We start from the raw sequence: 26,909 nt of genomic DNA, 5'->3' as shown, positions 1-26,909 counted from the left end.
AGGGGCTTGATATTGTCTTGTGCCCCGGTATCTATTTGGCAACCGACATTTTGGACGGAACATGATTCAATACGCCTTGAAATGCAGCAACGGCCATACATTTGACAGTTGGTTTAAATCGGCCGCCGCTTACGACAAATTGGCATCCGCAGGCATGGTGACATGCGCGGTGTGCGGGTGCGCGCATGTCGAAAAGGCCATAATGACGCCGCGTGTGCGCCCTGCTCGCAATGCCGAAGCGCGGACCTTGGTTCCGACGCCTGAGGCCGACACTATAGAGGTGGCGGCGCCAGCACCCGACGTCGAAAAGGTGTTGGCAGAACTGCGTCGCAAGGTTGAAGAGAATTCCGATTATGTCGGCAAGGATTTTGCCAGCGAAGCGCGCAAGATTCATTTGGGCGACGCGCCCGAAAGGGCAATTTATGGCGAAGCAAGGCCGGAAGACGCGCAGGCCCTGATTGATGACGGGGTACCGGTGGCTCCGCTGCCATTTGTTCCCAGCAGAAAGACCAACTGATTCATGCATGTTGTGATCACTGGTGCGGGTCGGGGAATAGGCCGAACGCTGGCTGATCGCTTTCGCGCGCGGGGTGATACGTTGACCGGTACCGCGCGAGACGGTTCTGAGCAAGTTGTGTTGGATGTCGCCGACGCGTCGCAGCACGCGGACATGGCGGCGCAACTGGAAGGCCAGCCGGTTGATCTGCTGATCTGCAATGCAGGTGTTTATCTGGACAAAGGGCAGGGCATCGAGGGCTATCCGGCAGAGATGTGGGCGCAGAGCTTTGCCATCAATGTCACTGGCGTGTTCCTGACCGTTCAGGCCTTGCTGCCCAACCTTCGCGCGGCCCGCGGCAAGGTTGCCATTCTGTCCTCGCAAATGGCGTCGCACACGCGTGCACCGGGCGGTAGCTACATTTATCGCGCCTCAAAGGCTGCAGCACTGAATCTGGGGCGGAATCTGGCGACCGATCTGCGCGCGGACGGCATCGCCGTAGGAATCTATCATCCGGGTTGGGTAAAAACGGATATGGGCGGACCTGATGCCGAAATTACTTCGGATCAGGCCACAGAGGGTCTGATCGAGCAGTTTGATGCGTTGTCACTGGACAATACGGGCTGTTTCGAAACCTGGGATGGTCGTCCGCACGCTTATTGACGGATCAGCGCTGCTGAGGGAATTTCGTAAACTTCATCGGGATCGATGAATACCACCGTCAGGTCACCGCGGGTTTCGTGGCTGATCCGGGCGGGCGAACTGCTGGAATTCGGGACACCATCTGTGAAATAGATGCTGCGTACCTCACCACCACCCAACGAGACAGCCAGTGTCGTGGTGCCATCGTCATGGTGGCGCAATTCGGCATGGCAGCTGCTCAGCGGTTCGCCGCCCGAGGCGCAGGGCACCGTGCCCAGGGCGTTCTTGCCATCGGTTGCGGCCAGTGTGGCCACTTGCGCCAATGCGGGTGAAGACAGCAGGACAGCGGCGATAGCAAGGCGGAGCATGGAAAACCTCTTGGAAAATGCGATGCCTAAGGCTGACACCCCCTCAGCCGGATGTAAAGCAGCCCCGTGTGGCGCGCAGCGCGGTTTTGAACCCTTGCCCTTACGGCCCCCCTCGCATAAGACGCACGGAACCTGAAGTCCAAGGCGCGGAGAAACCACCCCCATGCCCTTACTCGTTATGAAATTCGGTGGCACATCGGTTGCTAATCTTGACCGCATCCGCCGCGCGGCCAAACGCATCGGCGTCGAAGTGGCCAAGGGTTATGACGTGATCGTCATCGTTTCGGCCATGTCCGGCAAGACCAATGAATTGGTGGGTTGGGTCGATGAGACTTCGCCGCTGTACGACGCACGCGAATATGACGCCGTGGTGTCTTCGGGTGAAAACGTGACCGCTGGTCTGATGGCGCTGACGCTGCAGGAAATGGATATTCCAGCCCGCAGCTGGCAGGGCTGGCAGGTGCCGCTGAAAACCACCAGCGCCCACAGCCAAGCCCGGATCGAGGAAATTCCCACCGAAAACCTGAACCAGAAATTTGGCGAAGGTATGAAGGTTGCCGTTGTGGCAGGCTTTCAGGGCATCAGCCCCGAGGGCCGCATTACCACGCTGGGACGCGGTGGTTCGGACACAACTGCTGTGGCTTTTGCAGCTGCGTTTGGTGCCGAGCGCTGCGACATCTATACTGACGTGGACGGCGTCTATACGACCGACCCGCGCATCTGTGAAAAGGCGCGCAAGCTGGACCGCATTTCGTTCGAGGAAATGCTCGAACTGGCCTCGCTGGGGGCCAAGGTGCTGCAGACTCGCTCGGTCGAGCTGGCGATGCGTTATAAGGTGAAACTGCGCGTTCTTTCTAGTTTCGAAGAACAATCCGACGAGGCCGGTACACTGGTCTGCGACGAGGAGGATATCATGGAATCCAATGTTGTGGCCGGTGTGGCCTATTCCCGTGACGAGGCCAAGATGACCGTCGTATCGGTGGCGGACCGCCCCGGTATCGCCTCGACCATCTTTACCGCGCTCAGCGATGAGGGCGTGAATGTGGACATGATCGTGCAGAACATCTCGGACGAGGGGCGCACGGATATGACCTTTTCCTGCCCGACTGATCAGGTTGCCCGCGCGGAAAAGGCGCTGCTGGCGATCAAGGATGCGGGTGAGCTGAACTACGCCGAACTGGTCGCAGATGAAGATGTCTGCAAGGTCTCTGTTGTCGGGATCGGGATGCGCTCTCAGTCTGGTGTTGCGGCCAAAATGTTCAAGGTGCTCTCGGATGAGGGGATCAACATCAAGGTCATTACAACCTCTGAGATTAAAATTTCCGTCCTTGTCGACAGGAAATACATGGAACTTGCGGTTCAGGCACTGCATGATGCTTTTGAACTGGACAAGGCGGCCTGAGCATTCAGCCAAGGGTTTAGCCTGACACCTTAATTTGGTTGGGCCATGGCGGACGGCACTGAAACAGAATCACGCAAGCTGCTAGGGCGGCTGCGCGAGGAGATGGCGAGCGAGGCCGCCGGTCAGGAACGTCTTGACCGGATTACCAGTCTGATCGCAGACAGCATCAGTGCTGAGGTGTGCTCGGTCTATCTGTTCCGCGATGAAGATACGCTGGAGCTTTGCGCCACCGAGGGCCTGTCGCCCGAAGCGGTTCACAAGACCCGTATGCGCATGGGCGAGGGTCTGGTGGGGCGCGTTGCCCAATCCGGCAAGGTGATGAACACCGCTGATGCGCCGTCAGCCAAAGGCTTCCGTTACATGCCGGAAACCGGGGAAGAGCGATTTTCGTCTTTCCTTGGGGTGCCCATTCAGCGTCTGGGTGAGAAGCTGGGCGTGCTGGTGGTCCAATCCCGCGAAGCGCGCGAGCTCTCGGCGGATGAGGTATATGCACTGGAAGTAGTCGCCATGGTTCTGGCTGAAATGGCCGAACTGGGTGCTTTCGTCGGTGAAGGAGCCGCTTTATCGCCTCTGCACCAGCAATCCGTGCAATTAAGTGGCGGCCCGGCGCAAGAGGGTTCGGCCGAGGGGCATGTCTGGTTGCACGAGCCGCGCGTTGTGGTGACCAACCCCATTGCTGAAGATCCGCATCGTGAGCTTGAACGGCTAAACGAAGCCGTAGAAGAACTGCGTGTAGGCGTAGATAAGATGCTAGAAATCTCGCAGGGGGCTGACAAGGAACAGCTACAGGTTCTCGAAGCCTACCGCATGTTCGCCAACTCCAAGGGTTGGATGCGGCGAATGGAGGAGGATATTGCGCGTGGCCTTAGCGCCGAAGCTGCAGTCGAGAAAGAGCAGTCTCAGGCCCGCGCCCGGATGGGGCAGGTAACCGATCTCTATTTGCGTGAGCGGTTGGCCGATCTGGACGACCTGTCTAACCGGTTGCTGCGAATCCTGACCGGGCAGGGCAAAACTAATGGGGCCGACCTGCCACCCGATCCGATCCTGATCGCCCGCAATATCGGCCCAGGCGATCTGCTGGAATACGGTCGGTCGTTGAAGGGCATCGTGCTCGAAGAAGGCTCGGTCGGCAGCCATGCCACCATCGTCGCCCGTGCGCTGGCGATTCCGCTGGTTGTCCACGTCGGTCGCATCACCACCGAAGCGTTGAACGGTGACCATATACTGGTCGATGGCGATCAGGGCGTAGTACACCTGCGCCCCGAAGATACTGTGGTCAGCGCCTTCCGCGACAAGATTGCGATGCAGGCCAAGGCGCAGGAGCGCTACGCCTCGATCCGCGAAACCCCAACCGTGACGCGGGATGGGGAAAGGATCAATCTGGTGATGAACGCAGGCTTGATGGCCGACCTGCCCTCCCTGGACAACTCCGGCGCCGAGGGCGTCGGATTGTTCCGGACTGAGTTGCAGTTCCTAATCCGCAACCAGATGCCGAAGCGGTCCGAGCTTGTGACGCAATATCAGCGGGTTCTGGATGCAGCCGGTGATAAACGCGTCGTGTTCAGGACGTTGGATATCGGCTCGGACAAGGTTCTGCCGTACATGAAACACGTGGCAGAGCCGAACCCGGCACTGGGCTGGCGCGCAATTCGTGTGGGTTTGGATAAGCGCGGTGTAATGCGGATGCAGCTGCAGGCGCTGTTGCGTGCGGCCAATGGTCGTCCGTTGACGATCATGTTCCCCTTCGTGGCGCAGGCGGACGAATTCCGAGAAGCCAAGTGGGAGGTCAACAAGACAATCGAGCGTGAAAAACGCCTTGGCCATGTTCTGCCCGAGACACTCGAGGTCGGTGCGATGCTGGAAACCCCGTCGCTCGCGTTTGCGCCGCAAAAGTTCTTTGATGAGGTGGATTTCGTCTCAATCGGCGGCAACGACTTGAAGCAGTTCTTCTTTGCTGCTGACCGCGAGAACGAATTGGTGCGCCGCCGCTATGACACGCTGAATGTCAGCTTCCTCACCTTCATCGAGCGGATCGTCGAGCGGTGCAATATCTCGGATACGCCGCTTTCCTTCTGTGGTGAAGATGCCGGTCGCCCGGTCGAAGCATTGTGTCTTGCCGCGATGGGCATTCGGTCGCTGTCGATGCGCCCGGCCTCGATCGGTCCGGTCAAGAGCGTCCTGCTGCGCGCCGATCTGCAAGCCGTGCGCAAAATCATTGCTGACGCGCGCCATCGCGGAGAGCAATCCGTGCGGCCCGCCGTTATGGAATGGCTACGCAATCAGAGTTGATTTCCAATTCCGGGCTTGCTTTCTGCAGCTGCATTGCCTATTCAGATCGCAAATGTTAGCGATAACATGACCCGTGTCGCAAGTGCTGAGGAAGAGTGGTGCTATGGTGTCGCAGGTGAACACTGAAGGAGCCCGTCGATGGTTTCACGCGTAATTCCGGTCAACCCGTTTGACCTTGTCTTATTCGGCGCCACGGGCGATTTGGCACAGCGCAAGATATTGCCGGGCCTGTATCACCGTTTCGAAGTGGGCCAGATGCCCGAGGAAGCCCGGATTATCGGCACTGCCCGGTCGGATATCGACAGCGACGCGTTTCGCGACCAGATCCGCACCTCGATGAAGGAATTTGCACCAAAATTTCAAAAGGACGTACTGGATCAGTTTCTGAGCCACGTTGAATATGTCCCGGTTGATGCAATGGGCGAAGCTGGCTGGCCCGATCTGGCCAAATCCCTGCGTCCTGACGTGGTGCGCGCATTCTACCTTTCGGTTGGTCCAAGCCTGTTTTCGGGGATTGCGCAACGTCTGCATGATCACGGTATGGCCACGCCAGACAGCCGCATTGTGGTAGAGAAACCTTTCGGACACGACCTGCCTTCTGCCAAGGCGCTGAACGAAGGTTTGCGCGCCTGTTTCGAAGAGCATCAGATTTACCGGATCGACCACTATCTTGGCAAAGAAACGGTGCAGAACTTGATGGCCTTGCGCTTTGCCAACTCGCTGTTCGAACCGCTGTGGAACTCGACCCACATCGACCACGTACAGATCACCGTTGCCGAAACCGTCAGCGTCGAAGGGCGCGGAGGGTATTACGACCAATCCGGTGCGATGCGGGACATGATACAGAACCATCTGGTGCAGCTTCTGTGCCTGACGGCAATGGAACCGCCCTCGAAATTCTCGTCCAACGCCGTGCGCGACGAAAAGGTCAAAGTGATCGAGGCGCTGGAACCTGTTGAACCTAAAGACATCGCACGCGGCCAGTATCGCGCTAAAGACGGGGAGGGTGGTTACGTTGATCACGTCGGCAATCCTGCCAGCCGGACCGAGAGCTTTATTGCCCTAAAGGTGCATCTTGGCAACTGGCGCTGGGCCGGGGTGCCGTTCTATCTTCGTACCGGCAAGCGTCTGCGGGCGCGGGAATCCGAGATTGCTGTGTTCTTCCGCGATCCCCCGCACACGATTTTTCCGAACGTCGGCCCGCTGCACGGCAATGTGCTGGTGATCCGCTTGCAACCGGATGAGGGCATTACTCTGCGCACCACAATCAAAGACCCCGGCCCGGGCGGCTTCCGCCTGTCTGACGTGGCGCTGGACATGAGCTTTGCCGATGCGCTGGGCGCTGAGGCCAGTGCGCCCGATGCTTACGAACGGCTGGTGATGGATGTGATCCGCGGCGATCAGACCCTGTTCATGCGCGGGGATGAGGCCGAGGCCGCCTGGGCCTGGGTCGATCCAATCATTCAGGGTTGGGAAGATCGCGGCGATCGCCCTGCACGGTACGATCAGGGCAGTTCAGGCCCCGAAGAAGCATTGATGCTGATGCATCGCGACGGGCGCCGCTGGCGCCAGATCGGAGGTTAAAGTGGTTCATTCTGTTATCACCGACGTCACCCAGCGGATCATTGATCGCAGCGCTGACCTGCGCGGGCCGCATGTAAAGCGGATGGAGCAGGCCCGATCAAAGGGTCCAGCGCGCGCGCACCTGTCCTGCAGTGGTCAGGCGCATGCCTATGCCGGTGCGGGGCAGGATCAGCAGTCGATGGCGACCGGTGCTGCCGGAAACTTGGGCATCGTCACCTCGTATAACGACATGCTTTCGGCCCACCAGCCGTTCGAACGCTACCCCGGGCTGATCCGCGATGCGATCCGTGCGGCCGGTGGCACTGCACAGGTCGCGGGCGGCGTGCCTGCCATGTGTGATGGGGTCACGCAGGGTGAGGCAGGGATGGAGCTGTCGCTGTTCTCACGCGATGTGATTGCGCTGGCGACTGGAGTGGCGCTCAGCCACAATACCTATGACGCGGCTGTGTTCCTTGGCGTTTGTGACAAGATTGTCCCCGGTTTGATCATCGGCGCGCAGGCGTTCGGGCATCTGCCCGCAGTCTTCCTGCCTGCGGGCCCAATGACCAGCGGCCTGCCAAATGACGAAAAGGCCAAAATCCGCCAACAATTCGCCGCCGGAGAGGTTGGACGGGACGAACTGATGAAGGCTGAAATGGCTGCCTATCACGGCCCGGGCACTTGTACCTTCTACGGCACTGCTAACACTAACCAGATGCTGATGGAGTTCATGGGCCTGCACCTGCCGGGGTCCAGCTTCGTCAATCCCAACACGCCGATGCGTGATGCCCTGACCAAGGAAGGCGCTCGCCGGGCCCTGTCTCTCAGCGCGTTGGGGAACGACTACACGCCGGTCTATCAGGTACTGGACGAACGCGCCTTTGTGAATGGCATCGTCGGGTTGATGGCGACAGGTGGTTCGACCAACTTGCTGATCCATCTGATCGCGATGGCGCGCGCAGGGGGTATCGTGCTGGATTGGGAGGATTTTTCGGACATCTCTGCCGTGGTCCCGCTGATTGCGCGGGTCTATCCTAACGGTTTGGCCGATGTGAACCATTTCCACGCGGCTGGCGGTCTGGGCTTTGCTATCGGAACGCTGCTCGAAGACGGGCTGCTGCATCCCGATACGCTGACCGTGGCAGGGCAGGGTCTGCACAACTACACCAAAGAGCCCAAGTTGAAGGGTGATGAGCTGACTTGGGAAGAGGGTGCAGGCCTCAGCCTAAACGACAAAATCGTTCGCCCAGCCAAGGATCCGTTCCAGCCTACGGGCGGCCTGTCACGGCTGACCGGCAATCTGGGAACCGCCGTAATGAAAGTCTCGGCCGTGGCCCCTGAACATCAGGTCGTCGAAGCGCCCGTGCGTGTGTTCCACGATCAGGACGAGGTCAAAGCTGCCTTCAAGGCAGGTGAATTCACCGATGACGTCATTGTTGTCGTCCGCTTTCAGGGCCCCAAAGCCAACGGTATGCCCGAATTGCACTCGCTGACCCCGATGCTGTCGATCCTGCAGGGCAGGGGGCAGAAAGTGGCGCTCGTCACCGATGGCCGCATGTCGGGCGCCTCAGGCAAGGTTCCCGCCGCGATCCATGTCTGCCCCGAGGCGCTTGAGGGTGGTCCTATCGCCTATCTGCAGGACGGCGACCTTCTGCGAGTAGACGCTGTGAAAGGCGATCTGGAAATCCTCAACCCCGGTGTGTTGGATCGCACCCCAGTCACCGCCGATCTGTCCGCCAATCAACATGGCGTCGGACGTGATCTGTTCGCCGCTTTCCGTCACAACGTCGGTTCCGCCGACGCTGGCGCCAGTATATTCGGAGCATAGTCCTCATGTCGAAAACCCAACGTACCCGCGAAATCTGTGCCCTGGCGCCGATTGTGCCCGTTCTGGTCGTTGACGATGCCGCACACGCCCGCCCCCTGGCCGAGGCCTTGGTTGCCGGTGGCCTGCCCGCGTTGGAGGTCACATTGCGCACACCTGTGGCGCTGGACGTGATCCGCGAGATGGCGCAAGTCCCCGGTGGCGTCGTTGGAGCAGGCACGCTGGTTACCCCTGATGACGTCCGCGCCGCCAAAGAGGCAGGCGCGCAGTTTGGTGTTTCACCCGGCGCGACCGACGCGTTGATCGCTACCTGTGAAGCAGAAGGCCTGCCATTGCTGCCGGGTGCCGCCACTGCCAGCGAGGCAATGCGCCTTTTGGAGCAAGGCTATGATATGCTGAAATTCTTCCCAGCCGAGGCATCGGGCGGTGCGCCTGCATTGAAAGCCATTGGCGCGCCGCTGCCGCAGATCAGCTTCTGTCCGACCGGTGGGGTGTCGCCTACGAATGCGAAAGACTACCTGTCTTTGTCGAATGTCGTTTGCGCTGGTGGCAGTTGGGTTGCGCCCAAGCAGATGGTTCTGGACGGCGATTGGGCCGGGATCGAAGCACTTGCGCGTGAGGCCGCGAAGCTGACGGATTGACGCCACTTTTTGCTGCGCTAGGGTGGGCGTCAATTCACACAGGTTGACCCCATGACAAACCCAATCTCTCTCGCGCAGGGGCGCGAGTATCTGGCTATTCCCGGCCCGTCGGTCATGCCCGATGCGGTGCTGCAGGCAATGCATCGCCCGTCGCCCAATATCTATGACGGCGAGTTGATCGAGATGATGCCCGCCCTGACCCACGACCTGCGTCGTGTGGCCCGGACTGAACACAACGTCGCCATCTATATCGCCAACGGTCACGGCACGTGGGAGGCCGCGCTGTCCAACGTGATCGCGCCGGGGGAAACCGTGCTGGCCCCGGCGTCAGGCCGGTTCACCCATGGCTGGGCCGAAATGGCCGAAGCCATCGGTGCCAAGGTTGAACTGATCGATTTCGGCACGTCCTCACCTTGGGATATGGAACGCATCGCAGATGCCCTGCGCGCGGACGCCGGTCACCAGATCAAGGCGGTTTTGGCAGTGCATGTGGACACCTCAAGTTCGATCCGTAACGACATCCCGGTGCTGCGGGCTCTGCTGGACGAGGTGAACCACCCGGCGCTGTTGATGGCGGATTGCATCGCCTCGCTAGGATGCGATCGGTTCGAGATGGATGCGTGGGGTGTCGACGTCATGGTCACCGCCTGCCAAAAGGGGCTGATGACGCCAGCGGGTGTTGGGTTTGTCTTCTTCAATGACAAAGCACAAGCCAAGCGGTCCGAGATGCCGCGAGTCTCGCAATACTGGGACTGGCAACCGCGGGTGAAACCTGAGCTATTCTACCAGTATTTCAACGGTACCGCGCCTACGCACCACCTGTATGGCCTGCGCGCGGCGTTGGACTTGATCCACGCAGAAGGCATCGAGAATGTCTGGGCCCGCCACGAACGCCTTGCCACTGCAATCTGGACAGCCTGCGAAACTTGGGCTGAAGGCGACGCGCTGCATTTGAACGTGGCTGATCGCGCTCACCGTAGCCACGCGGTCACCACTTTGCGTTTGACGGATCAGCGCGGTACGCCGTTGCGCCGGTTTACCGAGACGCAGATCGGCCTGACGCTGGGCATCGGCCTTGGCATGGAGGATTGGAACGGCTTTTTCCGTCTGGGTCATATGGGCCACGTGAACGGTCAGATGGTGATGGCGATGTTGGGTGGGATGGAGACCGCAATGGCCGCCCAGAATATCCCGCGCGGTAAAGGCGCGCTTGAGGCCGCAGCCGCAGTTCTATCCCAATAAGCACGGCCTATTCAGCCCGTGCTGCCGCCAAGGCTTGTGGCAGCGCGGCCGCGAAGGCGTCCAGATCCGCCGCCTCTCCACAGCTGACCCGGATACATCGGTTCTGTGGTGCGGCGAAGGGCATTCGCACAAAGATGCCCTGTGCCACCAGTGCCTCCAGCACTGCCTTGGCAAAGGCACCGTCCCGGCCGCAATCAATGGCCACAAAATTCGTGGCCGAGGGCAGGGGCTCAAGCCCGTTATCCCGTGCGATCTGGCTGATCCGTTCCCGAGCTATGCTAATTTGCGCCTGCACATGGGCCAGCCAATCGGTATGCTGTAACGCCGCCAGCGCACCTGCTTGTGCGGCCCGGTTCATGCCGAAATGATTGCGCACTTTATTGAAGGCCGCGATCAGCCCCGGTGCGCCTATCGCATAGCCAACCCGCGCCCCGGCCATGCCATAGACCTTGGAAAACGTGCGCATCCGGATCACGCGCGGATCATCCGCCGCGACCGGTGCCGCGGTCCCTTCGGGGGCGCATTCCACATAGGCCTCGTCCAGTACCAAAAGGCACCCTTCGGGCAGGGCTTCCATCGCCTTTACGATATCTGCACCGCTGTGCCAGCTGCCCATCGGATTGTCGGGATTGGCCAGATAGACCAGCTTTGCACTCACTTCAGCCGCTTTGGCGAACAGCGCCGCGGGGTCCTCGTGGTCGTTGCGGTATGGCACCTTGTGCAACACGCCGCCAAACCCGGCCACGTGATAGTTGAATGTCGGATAGGCTCCGTCCGAGGTCACGACTGCGTCGCCCGGTCCGACCAGCAATCGTACGAGGTACCCCAGCAGTCCATCAATGCCTTCGCCAACCACGATGTTTTCAGGCTGTACGCCGTGATGCACCGCAAGCGCGTGACGCAGATCAAAGTTCTCTGGATCGCCATACATCCAGATTTCTGTGGCCACCATCGCCTCGATCGCACGGGGCGAGGGGCCGAAGACGCTCTCATTCGCGCCCAGCCGGGCCACAAAGGGCGCACCGCGTTGGCGCTCTTGCGTCTCGGGTCCGACAAAGGGCACGGTTGCGGGCAATGACAAGGCAAGCGGGGTATAGCGTGGGTCAGTCATGATGCGAGATAACCTCATGGTCCGCTGTCAGGCAACCACCTGTAATCGCGCCGCCAGACGTGCCCCGACGTTGCGGTGGAACTTGGCAACCCTTCCGGGCATGGTTGGGACAACAGAAATTGGGAGGTCCGCATGTCACGCGTATCCGTCGAGTACAAAGATCACATCGCCCATGTCACGCTGACGCGCGGCGACAAGATGAACGCGCTGGATGATGCGATGGTCAAGGCGCTGCTGTCCGCCGGGCAGGAGGTTGCGGCCTCGGACGCCCGCGCCGTGGTGCTGTCGGGCGAGGGCAAAAGCTTTTGCGCCGGGCTCGACATGGCGAGCTTTGCCAAGATGGCCCATATGGATCCGACCGAATGGCTGATGACCCGCAGCCATGAAGACGCCAATGAGATGCAGGAACTGGCCCTGGTCTGGCGGCGTGTCCCGGTGCCCGTGATCTGCGCCATTCAGGGCGTGGCCTATGGGGGTGGTCTGCAGATCGCGCTAGGGGCGGATATCCGCATCGCACACCCCGAGGCCAAACTGGCGGTGATGGAGATGAAATGGGGCATCATCCCCGATATGGGCGGAATGGTTCTGTTGCCGCAGCTTGTGCGCTCGGACGTGCTGCGCTTGTTGACTTACACCGCACGTCCAATTGGCGCGCAGCAGGCCGCAGAGTGGGGGCTGGTGACGAAACTCTCAGACGATCCGCTGACCGAAGCGCTGGCATTGGCCGAAGATATCGCAGGCCAAAGCCCTTCGGCCATTCGCGCCGCCAAGCGCCTGATTGAAGTGGCCGAGACCAAAACCCGCGCCGAAGTTCTTCTGGAGGAGTCCGCTGAACAGGTCGAACTGATCGGCAAACCCGATCAGATGGAGGTGGTGATGGCGCAGATGCAGGGCCGTAAGCCCGATTTCAAGTAACTAGCGCATAAAGGCGCGGCGGGCGTCGCGTGCCATGTTGTAGCGCATCTCAAGATCAGTGATCCGAGCCATGGCCAATTTGCGTTCGTCCGGATCTGTCAGACCTGCAAACTCTTTGCGTGCCGCATCAAGTTTTTTTCTGATCTCGAACTCTTCCGGCAGCACCCCAGCCTGAGCCATGATCCTATGGCCAGCTGCTAGGGCTGCGTCGCTTTGAGCTTCTCCGGATCGGTCAGGCAACGGACGGCCTTCGCCTTCCAGACCCTGCAACTGGCCCTCGGCTTGGGCCTTTTTGATCTGACGTTCGATCAGTTTTCCAAGCGATCCAAACATAGCGACAGGATACCCCAGCCTTTAAGGCTTTGAAAGCGGCTACCGGGCTCGATTCGTGACCAGATAAGCGACGCCTCCCGCCAGCAGCCCCCAAACCGCAGCGCCCAGACCAAAGACCGAGATTCCGGAAGCTGTGATGGCAAAGGTCAGAATAGCGGCCTCGCGTTCGGCGGGCACTTCCAGCGCTGCATGGGTCGCATTTGCCAGCACTCCGATCAGGGCGATGCCCGTCAATGTTCCCATCAACAAAGGGTCGGCATGTACGGCAAAGCCTGTGATAGCCACCGCGAAGATGCCGAAAAGGCAATAGAATATGCCCGCCATCACGGCAGACCAATATCGTTGGGCTGGATCAGGGTGGCTGTCCTCGTTGGAGCACATCGCGGCGGTTATGGCGGCGAGACAAGTGGCCGGAGCGCCGAAGGGAGCCGACAGAATGCTGGCTGCTCCGACGGAGGAAAACAGTTTGCCCGAAGCGGGCGAGTAACCAAAACTGCGCATCACAGCGATGCCAGGGATGTTCTGTGTGGCCATGGTGACGATGAACAGCGGGATGCCAATGCCAATGATCGATGCCAAAGAAAAGGTCGGCACGATCCAGACCGGTGCTGCCATCAGGTGAGACGGTGCAACGGATGCATCGCCTGCGTTCAGAACCACAACTATAGCGGCTGCGACCACCGCCGCCGGAACAGCGAACAGTCGGTTTATCAGTCCAGCGATGAACCATGTCAGGATCACGGGCAAGGCTTGCCAGGGCAGCTCAACGGCAGCCGTGAAGGGGAGGATGCAAAGGGGCAGCAGAACGCCTCCGAGCATCGCCTGCGCCAGGGTTGTCGGGATTGCCGAGGCCAGTCGCCCCAAAGGACGCCAAAGACCGGCCAACACGGTTAGCGCGCCTGCGCAGAGGAACGCGCCAACGGCTTCCGCGAAGTCCGCCGTTGGCATTGCGGACACTGCCAATAACGCGGCACCCGGCGTTGACCATGCCACGCTGATAGGTTGCCGATACCACAGGCTTAGTCCAATGGCTGTCAGGCCCATCGCAATGGCGGCCATCATAAGGCCCGAGGCGGACTCGGATGCCGAGGCGCCCATCGCTGCCAGCCCCTGCAACACAATGGGGAATGAGCTGAAGAACCCGACGATGGCGACCACAAGCCCCGTTGAGACCGTTTGAATAGGAGGAACTGCGCGCGCCATATCGACCTCTGGGATTGAACCCTCACTTGCTAACAAGGGTTAAGCAGCGGGGACAAGCACTTTGAGCGAAAAAGAAAATCCCCACCACCGGATTGGGTGATGGGGATTGGATTCGAGTATTTTTGAAAAGATGAAGATCAGGCGATTTCGGCCAAACGCGCGAGGGCCTCGTTTAGCTTGGCCTCCTCCTCTTCGCGGGCGGCGAGGTTGGCTTTGGCTTCGGCGACAACCTCTTCCGGGGCCGAGGCCACGAATTTCGGGTTGTTCAGACGCCCGCGCAGGCCGCCCAGTTCCTTGGCCAGCTTGCCCTTGGCTTTTTCCAGCCGTTCCTTTTCGGCGCCGATGTCGATGATATCTGCCAGCGGCAGGCCAAAGGCCGCGCCGGGGGCGGCGATCGAGATGGTGCCTTTGGGCAGTTCATCGGCCTTGGTCAAGCTGTCTATCCGTGCAAGGCGCTTGATCAGCGCCTCGTTGCGGTCCCAAGCGGCCTGACCGTGGTCGTCGATTTCGGTCACCAGCATCGGTACGTAGAGGCCAGCCGGAACGCGCATTTGCGCACGGGCCGAACGGGTGTTTTCGATGACCGAGATTACCCAGTTCATCTCACGATCTGCCTCCGCGTCGATCAGGTCGGCGGCGGCGTAGGTCGGCCAGTCAGCGTGAACGATCATCTTGGCACGGTTGCCGGTCAGGCCCCACAGTTCTTCGGTGACGAAAGGCATGATTGGGTGCAGCAGGACCATGCACTGATCCAGAACCCAACGCATTGTGGCGCGGGTTTCAGCCTGCGCCTCGGCGTCATCGCCCTGCAACAACGGTTTGGACAGTTCAACATACCAATCGCAGACCTTGCCCCAGACAAAGGCATAAAGCCCGTTGGCGGCATCATTGAAGCGATAGCTTTCCAGCGCCGCGTCAACTTCTTCCCGCACGCGGGCGGTTTCGCCGATGATCCAGCGGTTCACGGCGGCCTTGGGCTTCAGGTCGGACACGTCCAGTTGCGGAACCGCGTCGGTGAAGACCTCGTTCATCTCGGCAAAGCGGACGGCGTTCCACAGCTTGGTGCCGAAGTTGCGATAGCCGGTGATGCGTTCCTTGGACAGCTTCAGCACACCGCCGATGGCAGCCATCGAGGCGTTGGTAAAGCGCAACGCATCCGCACCGAATTCGTCTACGATTTCAAGCGGGTCGATGACGTTGCCGGTAGTTTTGGACATCTTCTTGCCCTTCTCGTCGCGGACGAGCTGGTGCAGGTAGACGGTGTGGAAGGGGATTTCGTTCACCACGGCCAGTTGCATCATCATCATCCGGGCGACCCAGAAGAACAGGATGTCAAAGCCGGTGATCAGAACGTCCGTGGGGAAGTAGCGTTCCAGTTCCTCTGTCTGCTCGGGCCAGCCCAGAGTGCCGATGGGCCAGAGGCCTGAAGAGAACCATGTGTCGAGGACGTCAGGGTCGCGCCAGACCGGATAGACCAGTTTGGTCGGGTCCTGCTCCAACGCATACTGGGCAAGGCTTTCAGCAAACTTGTGGATCGCTTCTTGTTTGTCGGCGACTTCTACAACGGTCGCGTGGCTCAGCGGGCTGGGAATGTTGGCGTTGTCGTCGAGGAATTTCTCGGTAACGGTGTCAAGGTTCGCAGCACATTCCATGACATTGCCACGGTGCAGCATGCCGCCTTCGTTCAGCAAACGGCCCAATTCGACCAGATCGAGATCACCGTCGTTCTCGTCGTCTTTGAACCCTTCTGCGGACAGGTCCAGACCATACCAAACCGGAATCTGATGTCCCCACCACAGCTGGCGCGAGATACACCAGGGCTCGATGTTTTCCAGCCAGTGGTAATAGGTCTTCTCGCCCGACTCGGGGATGATCTTGACCGTGCCGTCCTTGACCGCGTCCAGTGCGGGGCCAACGACCTTTGCGGCGTCAACGAACCACTGGTCGGTGAACATCGGCTCGATCACAACTTTCGAGCGGTCGCCGAAGGGCTGCATGATCGTCTTGCTCTCGACTAGTGGCACCAACTTGTCGGCACCTTCGTGCTCGGGCTTCAGGGCCGTCGAACCCAGACGCGTGTCATCGGCACGGCACATGACGGCCAGACCGTCATTGGTAATCTCTTCGACGACCTTCGCACGCGCCTCAAACCGGTCCAACCCGCGCAGGTGATCGGGGACGAGGTTGATCGCGTCGATCTCGTTTTCTGTGAACTCACGCCCGCGCGCGTATTCCTGCGCCTTGCCCGTTTCGTCGGCATAGGGCGCACCATCGGCCCGCATCGCACCTTTGGTGTCCATCAGGCGGTACATCGGAATGCCACCGCGCTTGGCGACCATGTTGTCGTTGAAATCATGCGCGCCGGTGATCTTCACCGCGCCCGAGCCGAAATCGGGATCGGGGTAATCATCGGTGATGATCGGGATCTGACGGCGATGTTCTTTCGGACCAACCGGGATTTCGCAAAGTTTTCCAACGATTGGCGCGTAACGTTCATCTGAAGGATGAACCGCCACCGCGCCGTCACCCAGCATGGTTTCGGGGCGGGTTGTCGCGATCGAGATATAATCGCGCTCTTCCTCAAGCACGATGTTCCCGTCTTCGTCTTTCTCGACGTAGGTATAGGTCTCGCCCCCGGCCAGCGGGTATTTGAAGTGCCACATGTGGCCTGCAACTTCGATGTTCTCGACCTCAAGGTCCGAGATCGCGGTCTCGAAATGCGGATCCCAGTTGACCAGACGCTTGCCGCGATAGATCAGGCCCTTTTCGTACAAATCGACGAAGACTTTGATGACCGCGTCATGGAAGTTGGCCGAATTCTCGTGCCCCGTGCGCGGATCACCCGCAGCACCGGCCATGGTAAACGCGTTGCGCGACCAGTCGCACGATGAACCAAGCCGTTTCAACTGCTCGATGATCGTGCCGCCGTATTCGCCCTTCCATTCCCAGACTTTCTCAAGGAACTTCTCGCGGCCCAATTCCCGTCGACCGTGCTGCTGAGTGGCGGCCAGCATCTTTTCCACCTGCATCTGTGTGGCGATGCCGGCATGGTCTTGCCCGGGCTGCCACAGCGTGTCGAAACCGCGCATCCGGTGCCAGCGGATCAGGATGTCCTGCAGCGTGTTGTTGAAGGCGTGGCCCACGTGCAGCGCACCTGTCACGTTGGGCGGCGGGATCATGATGGTAAAGCTTTCGTCGCGCGATTTGTTCGCGCCTGCCTTGAAGGCTCCGGCCTGTTCCCAGGCCTCGTAGATGCGGGCCTCGGCCTCGGCCGCGTTGAATGTCTTTTCCATCGCCATGGGGTGCGTCCTGCGTCATCAATCTTGGGTCAGCGCCTGCAATAACGAAACGCGGCCCGAAGTGGAAGGGTTTGCGGACGCTCTGGACAATGAACCGGGGCAGCCTAAGGTCGCCTGCAAGGCAGCGACAGGAGCACGCAATGGAAAAGTTCGGGAAAAGCCAGCCGGTCAAGCGGACCGAGGATCAGCGCTTTTTGACCGGGCAGGGGCGGTACATGGATGATGATGTGCCGAGTGACGCGCTGTTTGCGGCCTTCTTCCGCAGCCCCTTTGTCCATGGCCGGATCACCGCGCTGGATCTTGACGCGGCGTGTCAGGCGGACGGCGTTCAGCTGGTCATGGCGTTGGATGATCTGGCTAAAGCTGGGATCGACACGGTTTTGAACGCGGCGACGGTGACCAACCGGGATGGCTCCAAAGCGGCGGCACCGGACCGGCACATGCTGGCCAAGGATCGGGTGCGGTTTGTTGGTGAGCCCGTGGCTGTCGTCATCGCCGAAACCCCAATGCAAGCCCGCGATGCGGTTGAGATGATCAGGATGGAGACCGACGATCTGCCCGCCAAGCTGGATATCGATGCCGGAGGGGAGGTGCTGCATCCCGAAGCCCCCGACAACCGCGCTTTTGACTGGGGGCTGGGGGACGAGGCCGCAACCGAGGCTGCGTTTCAGCAGGCCGCTCATACCGTTTCTCTGAACGTGGCTGACAATCGGGTGATTATAACCTCGCTGGAACCGCGCGGCTGTCAGGCGCATTGGACCGACGGGCGGCTGCAGTTTGCCTATGGTGGGCAGGGTGTATGGGCCATGCGAGCGCAACTGGCACAAAAGCTGAAGCTTGAACCCGACGCCATCCGCGTCACCACCCCGGATGTGGGTGGCGGGTTCGGTATGAAAGTGATGCCGTACCCGGAGTATTTCTGTGTCGCCGTGGCTGCGATGAAACTAGGCCAGCCCGTCCACTGGATGTCCGACCGGTCCGAGGCGATGCTGTCCGATCATCATGGTCGCGATTTAACCTCTCTGGCGGAGCTGGCTTTTGACGCCGATCACCAGATCACCGCCTACCGGGTGCATAGCAAGGTCAACCTCGGCGCCTATAACAGCCATTTCGGGCAGGCGATTCAGACCGACCTGTTCAGCAAGGTTTTGATGGGGGTCTATGACGTTCAAACCACCTATCTGCGGGTCGAGGGGTTCTATACCAACACCACACAGGTTGATGCCTATCGCGGCGCAGGACGCCCCGAGGCGATTTATGTTCTTGAACGGTTGATGGATCGTGCCGCGCGTGAATTGGGGGTCGATCCGTGGGAGCTACGCCGGAAAAACTTCATCCAGCCCGAGAGGTTTCCCTACACGTCTGCGACAGGGGAAACCTATGATGTCGGCGATTTCAACATGGTCCTGACCCGCGCAGGCGAACAGACGCAGGGCTTTTGCGAACGCAAGGCCGCCGATGCCGAGCGTGGCCTGATCCGGGGACAGGGGCTGTGTTATTATATCGAAAGCATACTGGGTGCCCCTTCCGAGAACGCAAAAATTGCATTCTGTGAGGATGGTGCCGTTAACCTGTACGTCGGCACCCAATCAAACGGTCAGGGGCATGAGACGGCTTATACCCAGTTTCTGTCGGACCAGACGGGTGTTCCCATGGACCGGATCACCGTCATTCAGGGCGACAGCGATCAACTCCCCCACGGTGGCGGTACGGGTGGGTCACGCTCGGTCACGGTGCAAAGCACCGCAACGCTGGCCACAATCGACGTCATGATCGCCGCATTCACGCCTTATCTGGCCGATAAGATGGGGGTCGAGGAGGCTGACGTGAGCTTTGATCACGAAACATTCCGAGCGCCCGGATCCAACCTGACGCCCACCCTGACCGAGGCGGCCGAGATGGCCCGCGCCGATGGTCGCACCGATCTGCTACAGCACGAAGCACGCGCCAACCTGGATGCCCGCAGTTACCCCAACGGAGCACATGTTGCCGAAATCGTTATCGATTCTTACACCGGTGAAACATGGGTGGACCGCTATACAGTTGTTGATGATTTTGGTAACCTTATCAACCCAATGCTGGCCGAAGGGCAGGTGCATGGCGGCGTGGTTCAGGGCATCGGACAGGCTCTGACCGAGCATGTTGTGCATGATGCGCAAGGGCAACTGCTCACGGCTTCGTTGATGGACTACGCCTTGCCCCGCGCGGCCGAGATACCCATGATAAAGTTTACCTCGGCGCCGGTTCCGTCAACTTCCAACCCGATGGGGATGAAAGGCTGCGGAGAGGCCGGCACCGTGGGCGCGCTGGCCGCTGTGGCAAACGCGGTTCAGGAGGCGCTTTGGGATCACGGGGTGCGACAGGCGGATATGCCGTTCACACCCCTCAGAGTTTGGGAATTGTTGACACATGGTTCTGTCGCGGCTGAGTAGAAAGGTACTGGGATGGCTCGGACGGCCTCTGCGGTCCGAACACTCGGCCGAGACGCCTCATCGCGAACCCGTCAGCCATGTCATCATCCTCGACGGCACCATGTCGACGCTGGAGCCGGGATTTGAAACCCATGCCGGTCAGACGTTCCGCCTGTGTCAGGAGATGGGCGGCAAGGTCTCGGTTTTCTATGAGGCGGGCGTTCAGTGGGAAAGCTGGAAAACCTCGCTGGACGTGATGATGGGACGCGGGATCAACCGGCAGATCCGCCGCGCCTATGGCTATCTGGCGTCGCGCTACAAACCCGGTGACCGGATCTTCTTTATCGGTTACTCGCGCGGGGCCTACGGGGTGCGCAGCCTGGCCGGGGTGATCGACATGATTGGCCTGCTAAAGGCCGAGCACGCCACGGTGCGAAATATCAAACAGGCCTACCGCCACTATGAATGCAATCCCGACGGCACCGCAGCCCGGGATTTCCGCCGCAAGTTCTGTCACGAAGAAATCGCCATTGAAATGATCGGCGTCTGGGACACGGTTAAGGCGCTGGGCTTGCGTCTGCCATTGCTTTGGCGTTGGGCTGAAGACAAGCATGCGTTTCACAACCATCAGCTTGGGCCTGCCACCCGGCACGGCTATCACGCCATGGCGCTGGATGAGACGCGCGAGGTTTATGAGCCGGTTCTGTGGGAGTGCACTTCCGATTTTAATGGGCATGTCGAACAGGTCTGGTTCCGCGGCACCCATGGCGATGTCGGCGGCCAGTTAAACGGGTTTGAAGAGGCGCGACCGCTCAGCAACATCCCTCTGATCTGGATGCTGGACAAGGCCGAGTTGCATGGCTTGCCGCTGCCTGACGGCTGGCGCGACCAGTTCCCGACTGCAACCACTGCGCCTTCGGTCGGCACCTGGCGTGGCTGGGGCAAGATTTTCCTGCTGCGCAAGCACCGGAAGGTTGGGCGTGACCCATCAGAACGCCTGCACGTCTCGGTCGCGCCGGATGAGTTGCCGGGCTGGGTGCCGATGCCGGATTTGCCCTCGCATCCGGCGCAGTAGATCAATCGAACAGAGTTGCAGACTGATCCTGTGCAAAGGCGCGAAACGCCGCCGATATGTCCGCGTGAATGTTTCTGGTCAATGAAAGTTCGGGAATTGCATCCGGAGCAAAAAAGGCGGCTTCACTGGTTTCAGTCCCCGGCTTAGGGGCATCTGAGCCGACCTCATCGCACAGGAAAAACAGCTTGTAGAAATCCCGCGTGTCTGGTGGGTATGGGTGCCGCGCTTTGTGACGCAAGGCATAAAGTTGCCTTGCCCGAACCTGCAGTCCGGCCTCTTCCAAGACCTCACGTTCGATGTTTTCCGCCGGAGAACTGCCGATATCCGCGAACCCGCCCGGCATGGCCCAATTGCCATCGCTGTGTTCGCGCACAAGCAGTACTCGACCATCACGAATGACGGCACCGCGGATGTCGATGCTGGGCGTGGCATAGCCGCCTGCATGCGCTGGAAACAACCCGGTGATCCGGTAAATGGGCACGTTGCCAAGATCGGCCAGCATGGCCTGCGCCATGTCGGCGATCTCGTCATAACGTTCGCGGTCAAACGGGTCTTTAGTAAAGTGCTGGCCGGTTTCGGCCAGCGCCAACAGGCGTTTCGCCCGGGTTAGCCAGGTATCCTCCATCGCGGTCGGATCCTGGCGCACGGCCTTTACCGCCGACGGTCGCGACGCGAGCTCATCGGCTGGAAGGCCACGCCAACATGCGCCTCGCAGTAGGGTTTGCCAGCTTCAACAGGCAGGCCGCAGAACCAAAAATCTTCGGTCGCGGGGTCGCCCACGGGCCATTTGCAGGTCTTCTCGGTCAGTTCCATCAGCGTCAGCTTCTTGGCTTTTTTCTCGACCTCGTTGACCTTGGCCAGCGCCTCGGGGCTGATCTCGTTGGCCGAAGGCTGCGGCGGCAGCGGTTGGCCTGCCGGGATGATCTGGCGGCGGGCCGGCACGGCAGGTTTCGCTTCGGTCGCCGGGGCAGGGGCCGGGCGCGCCGGTTCGGTTTTGGGTGCGGGTTTCGGCTTGGCCTCGGCCTTGGGCGCGGGGGCCGGTTTTTCTTTGGGCTCGGCCTTGGCAGGCGCAGCACCGGTTGCGCGGTTCGACAGGCCCAGACGGTGCACTTTGCCGATCACGGCGTTGCGGGTCACGCCGCCCAGTTCCTTGGCGATTTGGCTGGCCGACTGGCCCTCGCCCCACATTTTCTTCAGCAGTTCTACGCGCTCGTCAGTCCAGGACATTGGTTGCCTTTCAAAAGCGGAAAGCGGCCCCGGATTCGGGCCGCCTTGGGAATTCGTCTCAGCCCCCTATTTTAATCACTGCGGGCCGAGTTACAAGCGGTCTTCGAATCAGCTATGGGGCAGACATGCAGAATCTTATCGATCAGGACGCGCGCCGGTTTGGGGCGGTCAATTGGATGGGCCTCTATACGCTGGCCAAACGCGAAACCCTGCGGTTTCTGGCCGTCTGGACACAGACTCTGATGGCACCGCTGGTGACGGCTGGATTGTTCCTGCTGATCTTCACCATCGCCATTGGGCCGGGGCGGCCCGACGTGATGGGGGTTCCGTTTCTGGTCTTTCTGGCACCGGGCATCATGATGATGACGGTGATCCAGAATTCATTTGCCAATACGTCGTCCTCGATCATTATCGCCAAGATTCAGGGGAACATCGTCGACACGTTGATGCCTCCGTTGTCGCCACTGGAGATTCTGTTGGGCTATTTGGCCGGAGGCATCGCCCGCGGCGTCCTGATCGCCTTTGTCGTCGCGGCCGCGTTTCTGGTATTTCTGTCCATCGCGCCGCAGAACCCGCTGATCACTCTGATTTTCGTGATCCTCGGAGGCGCTTTCATGGGCGCGCTGGGCCTGTTTGCTGGCATCTTTGCCAACAAATTCGATCAGATGGCAGCGATCACCAACTTCATCGTCACGCCGCTGGCCTTTCTGTCGGGCACGTTTTACTCGGTCGAGGCGCTGCCGCCGCTGTTGAACAAGTTGAGCCATCTGAACCCAGTGTTCTACCTGATTGACGGCCTGCGCTATGGGATGATCGGAGTGTCCGACAGTTCTCCGTGGTTGGGAATGGTTGTCTGCACCGGCGCGACGCTGGTGATTGGCGCGGTCACCTGGCAGATGCTGCGGACGGGTTACCGGCTCAAGGCCTGACGCTGCCGCGTTTCGCGCCACACTAGAATCAGCCCGCCGGTCAGGATGATGGCCGAGCCGATTTGGCTGATCGCATCCGGGATCACGCCGAACACCGCGAAATCGTAAAGGGCGGCAAAGATCAGCGTCGCATAGCTGATCGGCGCCACAAAGGACGCATCCGCGCGGGCCATGCCGTTGACGAAACTGGCCTGCGCACAGGCCATCAGTACGCCAATGCCCGCCAACGCCGCCCATTGCGCGGGTGTCGGCATCTGGAACACGAAACTGACCGCGACCGAGGCAATCGTCAGACCCATCGCATTATTGACCAACAGGATCTGGATCGGAATTTCCCGGCCTGAGAGCTTTTTGATGAAAATCAGCTCCATGCCGATCGACGCCGCAGCGGCCAGCGCCAGCAATGCGGCGGGCTGAAAGCTGTCGGGTGTCGGGCGCAGCAGGATCAGCGCGCCGGCCAATGCCACTGCAGCGGCCAGCCAGCGCCAGGGGCCGACACCCTCTTTCAGCAATGGAACAGCCAACACCATCGCGAAGACCGGGTTCAGGAACGAGATTGCCGTGGCGTCTGCAATTGGGATGAACGCGACCGAGGCGAACATCAACGTGATCCCGACCCAGCCGAAACTGGTCCGCCCGATATGCAGCCCCCAATGCGGGCGACGCAGTTTTGGGCGCAGGATACCCACCGCGCTGACGATCACCAGAAAGGCAAACAGAAACCGCCCGTGGCTGATCTGCATCGGATGCAGTGCCGGGCCCAGCGTATCTGTCCCCAGCGCTTTGGCCAGCAGCGTGGTGCCCGCAATAAACGCGCTGGCGGTCACGATCAGCAAGGCCGCAAGGGCAGGGTTCTGGCGCGCGGGTGTCATGCCCTAGCGGTGGGCCAGCATCGGGAAAATAGCAAGCAGGAAACATTCGTCTCAGAACGAAATTTCGGAGGTCGCGATTTTCAGGGTTTTCACAACGCCCGCGCCCCGCTATACGGCGCGGCATGATCAAACACGCACATATCCTGCGACTCCGACGCCGACGCATTGCCGCGTAACCGGCCCGTTTGATCCATTGCGCGCTGTAAATCCGCGCAAACCCCACCAAATCTGTTGACGAACCCTGCCTTCGTGTATCACTCACGGGGCTCAACATATCGAAAAGGATGATCCGATGATCCCGTCCGTTCTGCCGACCTATAATCGTGCGCCCCTGACCTTTGTGAAGGGCGAAGGCGCTTGGCTGACCGAGGCGGATGGCCGACGTTTTCTGGACCTCGGCGCAGGGATCGCGGTGAACGCGCTGGGCCATGCGCATCCGGCGCTGGTCAACGCACTGACCGAGCAGGCGCACGCGCTGTGGCATGTCTCGAACCTCTACAACATCCCGCAACAGCAGGCGCTGGCCGACAAGCTGGTCGAGCATACCTTTGCCGACACGGTGTTCTTCACCAACTCGGGTACCGAGTCCTGCGAGTTGGCCGTAAAAATGGCCCGCAAGCATTTCTATGACAAAGGTCAACCCGAAAAGGTCGAGATCATCACCTTCAGCGGCTCGTTCCATGGACGGTCGTCGGCCGGTATCGCGGCGGCCGGGTCCGAGAAGATGACCAAGGGTTTCGGCCCGCTGCTGCCGGGTTTTGTGCATGTCACGTTCGGCGACCTGGACGGTGTCACCGACGCGATCACCGATAACACCGCTGCCATCATGATCGAGCCGGTGCAGGGCGAAGGTGGCATCCGCCCGGTGCCGGATGCAGAGATGAAGGCCCTGCGCCAGATCTGCGACGAAAACGGCCTGTTGCTGATCCTGGACGAAGTGCAATGCGGTGTTGGTCGGACCGGTAAGCTGTTCGCGCATGAATGGGCGGGGATTACCCCCGATATCATGATGGTTGCCAAAGGCATCGGCGGAGGTTTCCCTCTGGGTGCGGTGCTTGCCACCGAAGACGCCGCCAGCGGCATGACCGCAGGCACTCATGGCTCGACCTATGGCGGCAACCCGCTGGGCTGCGCCGTTGGCTGCGCGGTGATCGATCAGGTCGCCACTCCCGCCTTTCTGGAGGGTGTGAACCGCAAGGCCGGTCTGCTGCGCCAAAAGCTGGAAGGTCTGGTGGCCGATCACCCGGAAGTGTTCGAGGACGTGCGGGGCTCTGGCCTGATGTTGGGCATCAAATGCAAGGCGACCAACACGGATGTTGTGAATGCGGGTTATGACAACGAGGTCATCACCGTTCCCGCAGCCGACAATGTGATCCGCCTGTTGCCGCCGCTGACCCTGACCGAGGATGACATCGCCCAAGCCATGATCCGCCTCGACAAAGCCGCCGTGCAAGTCGAAGGCAATTTGGCTACGGCCTGATCTTTCACCACATTCTGCGAGGGCGGTGCCCTCAGCAACTGACAGTCAAAAGCGAAACAAAATGAACCATTTTCTCGATATCCACAAAACTGGCGCAGACGAATTGCGGGCGATGATCAATCAGGCCAGTGAGATGAAGCAAGCCCGTTTGGGCCAGCCCAAGGCCGCGCTGGATGACGAACAGCCGCTCAAGGACCGCATGGTTGCGCTGATCTTCGAAAAACCCTCGACCCGGACCCGCGTGTCCTTTGATGTGGGCGTGCGCCAGATGGGCGGGCAGACCATGGTTCTGTCTGGCAAGGACATGCAACTGGGCCATGGCGAGACCATCGCCGACACCGCCCGCGTGCTGTCACGCTATGTCGACATGATCATGATCCGGACCTTTGATGAGACGATCCTGACCGAGATGGCCGAGTATTCCGACGTGCCGGTGATCAACGGCCTGACCGACCGCACCCATCCCTGCCAGATCATGGCCGATGTGCTGACCTTCGAAGAACACCGCGGCCCGATTGCAGGCAAAAAGGTTGTCTGGACAGGTGATGGCAACAACGTCTGCGCCTCGTTCCTGCATGCGGCAGGCCAGTTCGGGTTTGATCTGACCTTCACCGGCCCCGCGCAGTTCGACCCCGAGGAAGAGTTCATGGGCTTCGCTCGCCAGAAGGGTTCAAAAATCGTGGTCGAGCGTGATCCGTTCAAGGCTGTCGAGGGCGCAGATCTGGTGGTTGCCGACACTTGGGTCTCGATGCACGATAGCCAATCGGCCAAGGAGCGTCGCCACAATCTGCTGCGCCCGTATCAGGTGAATACCGAGTTGATGTCACACGCCAAGCCCGACGCGCTGTTCATGCACTGCCTGCCCGCGCACCGCGAAGAAGAGGCAACCTCGGAGGTCATGGATGGCCCGAACTCGGTGATCTTTGACGAGGCCGAGAACCGTCTACACGCGCAGAAAGCCGTGATGCGCTGGTGTCTGGGCGTTTAACGCCTACGCACATCCCAAACACGCAGTTTGGCGAGCGTCTGAGCGCTCGCCATTAAGACCAAAGCGCAGAGGGCGGTTTTGGTCATGATCTCCATCGTACCTTCGATCAGCATCGCGTGCACCACGCTGCCGACGATGGTCACAGCAGCCAGTACTGTGTGACCCAACCTCCAGACCCGGAACCGAAGCTTCAGACGTTGCCGGTAAAGGCCCAGAAAGGCGGCTGCAAAACTCGCCCACATCGCAATGACACCCCAAGCTGAAAACGGGGTGGGTGAGGCGAACAGCAACGCATCCACGACATCAGGCGGGCTGGTGATCCACAGGCCGCCAACGTGGATCAGGATGGTCGCGATCAGAGTGATGCCTACCCACCGGTGCCACTTGCGGCTGGCCAGTGGTGAAAGCCCGGGCAGGTATCGCCCGGCCAGAAGGGGCTGCATCAACAGCAACCCCATACCGACCACACCCGCAAACCCGGCGATGATGTAGACAGGATCACGCCATGCCAGAAGAGGGCTGTTCGTTGCTGCGACCAAGGGTACCGCCAGGACGAGGGTCAGAACCGTCCAGATCAACGGGGCACGGGTCACGAAAG

Annotated in this window: 23 protein-coding genes; 14 read left to right on the top strand and 9 right to left on the bottom strand. The window is 60.3% G+C overall.

Going from position 1 to position 26,909, the window contains the following annotated elements; translation table 11 throughout:
• The first annotated feature begins 61 nt into the window (after positions 1–61).
• Together ACR0ER_RS05840 and ACR0ER_RS05835 are read left to right on the top strand one after the other, a co-directional pair.
• Entirely contained in the window at positions 62–517 is a 456-nt protein-coding gene (locus tag ACR0ER_RS05840) for a DUF1178 family protein (RefSeq protein WP_170332693.1), read from the top strand.
• A 3-nt stretch (positions 518–520) separates the two neighbouring features.
• Complete coding sequence (locus tag ACR0ER_RS05835) at positions 521–1,159, top strand: SDR family NAD(P)-dependent oxidoreductase (RefSeq protein WP_480768106.1); 639 nt, start codon at positions 521–523, stop codon at positions 1,157–1,159.
• On the opposite strand, the gene ACR0ER_RS05830 is transcribed toward ACR0ER_RS05835, so the two are convergent.
• On the bottom strand, positions 1,153–1,506 hold the full coding sequence (locus ACR0ER_RS05830) for a hypothetical protein (RefSeq protein WP_480768105.1): 354 nt from the start codon (positions 1,504–1,506) through the stop codon (positions 1,153–1,155). The genes ACR0ER_RS05835 and ACR0ER_RS05830 overlap by 7 nt on opposite strands.
• 163 nt (positions 1,507–1,669) lie before the next feature.
• Here ACR0ER_RS05830 and ACR0ER_RS05825 point away from each other — a divergent pair, with 163 nt between their 5' ends.
• From ACR0ER_RS05825 to ACR0ER_RS05800, 6 genes are all read left to right on the top strand, one after another.
• Entirely contained in the window at positions 1,670–2,908 is a 1,239-nt protein-coding gene (locus ACR0ER_RS05825; RefSeq protein ID WP_170332687.1) for an aspartate kinase, read from the top strand.
• 45 nt (positions 2,909–2,953) lie between these two features.
• Positions 2,954–5,197: a phosphoenolpyruvate--protein phosphotransferase gene (gene ptsP / locus ACR0ER_RS05820; RefSeq protein WP_480768104.1), complete on the top strand. Its 2,244-nt coding sequence runs from the start codon at positions 2,954–2,956 to the stop codon at positions 5,195–5,197.
• A gap of 138 nt (positions 5,198–5,335) precedes the next feature.
• A complete protein-coding gene (zwf, locus tag ACR0ER_RS05815; RefSeq protein ID WP_480768103.1) occupies positions 5,336–6,781 on the top strand; it encodes a glucose-6-phosphate dehydrogenase in 1,446 nt (481 codons plus the stop codon).
• Between the two features lies 1 nt (position 6,782).
• Positions 6,783–8,588 (top strand): phosphogluconate dehydratase, encoded by a 1,806-nt coding sequence (gene edd, locus ACR0ER_RS05810; protein WP_480768102.1) that lies wholly within the window; start codon positions 6,783–6,785, stop codon positions 8,586–8,588.
• Positions 8,589–8,593: 5 nt separating this feature from the next.
• Entirely contained in the window at positions 8,594–9,226 is a 633-nt protein-coding gene (locus ACR0ER_RS05805; RefSeq protein WP_480768101.1) for a bifunctional 4-hydroxy-2-oxoglutarate aldolase/2-dehydro-3-deoxy-phosphogluconate aldolase, read from the top strand.
• 51 nt (positions 9,227–9,277) lie between these two features.
• Complete coding sequence (locus ACR0ER_RS05800) at positions 9,278–10,468, top strand: pyridoxal-phosphate-dependent aminotransferase family protein (protein ID WP_480768100.1); 1,191 nt, start codon at positions 9,278–9,280, stop codon at positions 10,466–10,468.
• Between the two features lie 7 nt (positions 10,469–10,475).
• Here the strand turns inward: ACR0ER_RS05800 and ACR0ER_RS05795 are convergent, their stop codons facing one another.
• Positions 10,476–11,579 carry a pyridoxal phosphate-dependent aminotransferase gene (locus tag ACR0ER_RS05795; RefSeq protein ID WP_480768099.1) on the bottom strand — a complete coding sequence of 368 codons (1,104 nt, stop codon included), beginning with the start codon at positions 11,577–11,579 and terminating at the stop codon, positions 10,476–10,478.
• A gap of 132 nt (positions 11,580–11,711) precedes the next feature.
• Between ACR0ER_RS05795 and ACR0ER_RS05790 the strand changes: the two genes are divergently transcribed.
• Positions 11,712–12,494 carry a crotonase/enoyl-CoA hydratase family protein gene (locus ACR0ER_RS05790; protein WP_480768098.1) on the top strand — a complete coding sequence of 261 codons (783 nt, stop codon included), beginning with the start codon at positions 11,712–11,714 and terminating at the stop codon, positions 12,492–12,494.
• Here ACR0ER_RS05790 and ACR0ER_RS05785 read toward each other — a convergent pair whose 3' ends face one another.
• From ACR0ER_RS05785 to ACR0ER_RS05775, 3 genes are all read right to left on the bottom strand, one after another.
• On the bottom strand, positions 12,495–12,827 hold the full coding sequence (locus tag ACR0ER_RS05785; protein WP_480768097.1) for a DnaJ family domain-containing protein: 333 nt from the start codon (positions 12,825–12,827) through the stop codon (positions 12,495–12,497). It lies immediately after the preceding gene.
• A 39-nt stretch (positions 12,828–12,866) separates the two neighbouring features.
• The gene (locus ACR0ER_RS05780) at positions 12,867–14,030 is read right to left on the bottom strand and encodes a benzoate/H(+) symporter BenE family transporter (RefSeq protein ID WP_480768096.1); all 1,164 of its coding nucleotides are present in this window, start codon (positions 14,028–14,030) and stop codon (positions 12,867–12,869) included.
• A 137-nt stretch (positions 14,031–14,167) separates the two neighbouring features.
• Positions 14,168–17,329: a valine--tRNA ligase gene (locus tag ACR0ER_RS05775; protein WP_480768095.1), complete on the bottom strand. Its 3,162-nt coding sequence runs from the start codon at positions 17,327–17,329 to the stop codon at positions 14,168–14,170.
• A 140-nt stretch (positions 17,330–17,469) separates the two neighbouring features.
• Between ACR0ER_RS05775 and ACR0ER_RS05770 the strand changes: the two genes are divergently transcribed.
• Complete coding sequence (locus ACR0ER_RS05770) at positions 17,470–19,761, top strand: xanthine dehydrogenase family protein molybdopterin-binding subunit (RefSeq protein ID WP_480768094.1); 2,292 nt, start codon at positions 17,470–17,472, stop codon at positions 19,759–19,761.
• Complete coding sequence (locus ACR0ER_RS05765; RefSeq protein ID WP_480768093.1) at positions 19,739–20,815, top strand: DUF2235 domain-containing protein; 1,077 nt, start codon at positions 19,739–19,741, stop codon at positions 20,813–20,815. The genes ACR0ER_RS05770 and ACR0ER_RS05765 overlap by 23 nt, the downstream gene beginning before the upstream one ends.
• Before the next feature lies 1 nt (position 20,816).
• On the opposite strand, the gene ACR0ER_RS05760 is transcribed toward ACR0ER_RS05765, so the two are convergent.
• On the bottom strand, positions 20,817–21,461 hold the full coding sequence (locus tag ACR0ER_RS05760) for an NUDIX hydrolase (protein WP_480768092.1): 645 nt from the start codon (positions 21,459–21,461) through the stop codon (positions 20,817–20,819).
• Between the two features lie 5 nt (positions 21,462–21,466).
• Positions 21,467–22,042: a GcrA family cell cycle regulator gene (locus tag ACR0ER_RS05755; protein WP_480768091.1), complete on the bottom strand. Its 576-nt coding sequence runs from the start codon at positions 22,040–22,042 to the stop codon at positions 21,467–21,469.
• A 125-nt stretch (positions 22,043–22,167) separates the two neighbouring features.
• On the opposite strand from ACR0ER_RS05755, the gene ACR0ER_RS05750 reads away from it, so the two are divergent.
• The gene (locus ACR0ER_RS05750; RefSeq protein ID WP_480768090.1) at positions 22,168–22,971 is read left to right on the top strand and encodes an ABC transporter permease; all 804 of its coding nucleotides are present in this window, start codon (positions 22,168–22,170) and stop codon (positions 22,969–22,971) included.
• Here the strand turns inward: ACR0ER_RS05750 and ACR0ER_RS05745 are convergent.
• A complete protein-coding gene (locus tag ACR0ER_RS05745; protein WP_170332653.1) occupies positions 22,953–23,843 on the bottom strand; it encodes a DMT family transporter in 891 nt (296 codons plus the stop codon). The two genes, ACR0ER_RS05750 and ACR0ER_RS05745, sit on opposite strands and share 19 nt — an antisense overlap.
• Before the next feature lie 292 nt (positions 23,844–24,135).
• On the opposite strand from ACR0ER_RS05745, the gene ACR0ER_RS05740 reads away from it, so the two are divergent.
• Positions 24,136–25,323 carry an acetylornithine transaminase gene (locus ACR0ER_RS05740; protein WP_480768089.1) on the top strand — a complete coding sequence of 396 codons (1,188 nt, stop codon included), beginning with the start codon at positions 24,136–24,138 and terminating at the stop codon, positions 25,321–25,323.
• 61 nt (positions 25,324–25,384) lie between these two features.
• On the top strand, positions 25,385–26,311 hold the full coding sequence (gene argF, locus ACR0ER_RS05735) for an ornithine carbamoyltransferase (RefSeq protein ID WP_480768088.1): 927 nt from the start codon (positions 25,385–25,387) through the stop codon (positions 26,309–26,311).
• Here the strand turns inward: argF and ACR0ER_RS05730 are convergent.
• Positions 26,308–26,904: a ferric reductase-like transmembrane domain-containing protein gene (locus ACR0ER_RS05730; RefSeq protein ID WP_480768087.1), complete on the bottom strand. Its 597-nt coding sequence runs from the start codon at positions 26,902–26,904 to the stop codon at positions 26,308–26,310. The two genes, argF and ACR0ER_RS05730, sit on opposite strands and share 4 nt — an antisense overlap.
• Positions 26,905–26,909: the final 5 nt, after the last annotated feature.

Source organism: Ruegeria sp. CH8 (assembly GCF_056536985.1).
Note: the sequence above shows the minus strand (reverse complement) of the source record. Positions and strands in the feature narration are given on the sequence as shown.

What these genes read in the sequence shown, in the direction of transcription:
- ACR0ER_RS05840 (WP_170332693.1), top strand. Translation starts at nt 62, where the DNA reads ATGATTCAATACGCCTTGAAATGCAGCAACGGCCATACATTTGACAGT.
- ACR0ER_RS05835 (WP_480768106.1), top strand. Translation starts at nt 521, where the DNA reads ATGCATGTTGTGATCACTGGTGCGGGTCGGGGAATAGGCCGAACGCTG.
- ACR0ER_RS05830 (WP_480768105.1), bottom strand. Translation starts at nt 1,506, where the DNA reads ATGCTCCGCCTTGCTATCGCCGCTGTCCTGCTGTCTTCACCCGCATTG.
- ACR0ER_RS05825 (WP_170332687.1), top strand. Translation starts at nt 1,670, where the DNA reads ATGCCCTTACTCGTTATGAAATTCGGTGGCACATCGGTTGCTAATCTT.
- ptsP (WP_480768104.1), top strand. Translation starts at nt 2,954, where the DNA reads ATGGCGGACGGCACTGAAACAGAATCACGCAAGCTGCTAGGGCGGCTG.
- zwf (WP_480768103.1), top strand. Translation starts at nt 5,336, where the DNA reads ATGGTTTCACGCGTAATTCCGGTCAACCCGTTTGACCTTGTCTTATTC.
- ACR0ER_RS05805 (WP_480768101.1), top strand. Translation starts at nt 8,594, where the DNA reads ATGTCGAAAACCCAACGTACCCGCGAAATCTGTGCCCTGGCGCCGATT.
- ACR0ER_RS05800 (WP_480768100.1), top strand. Translation starts at nt 9,278, where the DNA reads ATGACAAACCCAATCTCTCTCGCGCAGGGGCGCGAGTATCTGGCTATT.
- ACR0ER_RS05795 (WP_480768099.1), bottom strand. Translation starts at nt 11,579, where the DNA reads ATGACTGACCCACGCTATACCCCGCTTGCCTTGTCATTGCCCGCAACC.
- ACR0ER_RS05790 (WP_480768098.1), top strand. Translation starts at nt 11,712, where the DNA reads ATGTCACGCGTATCCGTCGAGTACAAAGATCACATCGCCCATGTCACG.
- ACR0ER_RS05785 (WP_480768097.1), bottom strand. Translation starts at nt 12,827, where the DNA reads ATGTTTGGATCGCTTGGAAAACTGATCGAACGTCAGATCAAAAAGGCC.
- ACR0ER_RS05780 (WP_480768096.1), bottom strand. Translation starts at nt 14,030, where the DNA reads ATGGCGCGCGCAGTTCCTCCTATTCAAACGGTCTCAACGGGGCTTGTG.
- ACR0ER_RS05775 (WP_480768095.1), bottom strand. Translation starts at nt 17,329, where the DNA reads ATGGCGATGGAAAAGACATTCAACGCGGCCGAGGCCGAGGCCCGCATC.
- ACR0ER_RS05770 (WP_480768094.1), top strand. Translation starts at nt 17,470, where the DNA reads ATGGAAAAGTTCGGGAAAAGCCAGCCGGTCAAGCGGACCGAGGATCAG.
- ACR0ER_RS05765 (WP_480768093.1), top strand. Translation starts at nt 19,739, where the DNA reads ATGGTTCTGTCGCGGCTGAGTAGAAAGGTACTGGGATGGCTCGGACGG.
- ACR0ER_RS05755 (WP_480768091.1), bottom strand. Translation starts at nt 22,042, where the DNA reads ATGTCCTGGACTGACGAGCGCGTAGAACTGCTGAAGAAAATGTGGGGC.
- ACR0ER_RS05750 (WP_480768090.1), top strand. Translation starts at nt 22,168, where the DNA reads ATGCAGAATCTTATCGATCAGGACGCGCGCCGGTTTGGGGCGGTCAAT.
- ACR0ER_RS05745 (WP_170332653.1), bottom strand. Translation starts at nt 23,843, where the DNA reads ATGACACCCGCGCGCCAGAACCCTGCCCTTGCGGCCTTGCTGATCGTG.
- ACR0ER_RS05740 (WP_480768089.1), top strand. Translation starts at nt 24,136, where the DNA reads ATGATCCCGTCCGTTCTGCCGACCTATAATCGTGCGCCCCTGACCTTT.
- argF (WP_480768088.1), top strand. Translation starts at nt 25,385, where the DNA reads ATGAACCATTTTCTCGATATCCACAAAACTGGCGCAGACGAATTGCGG.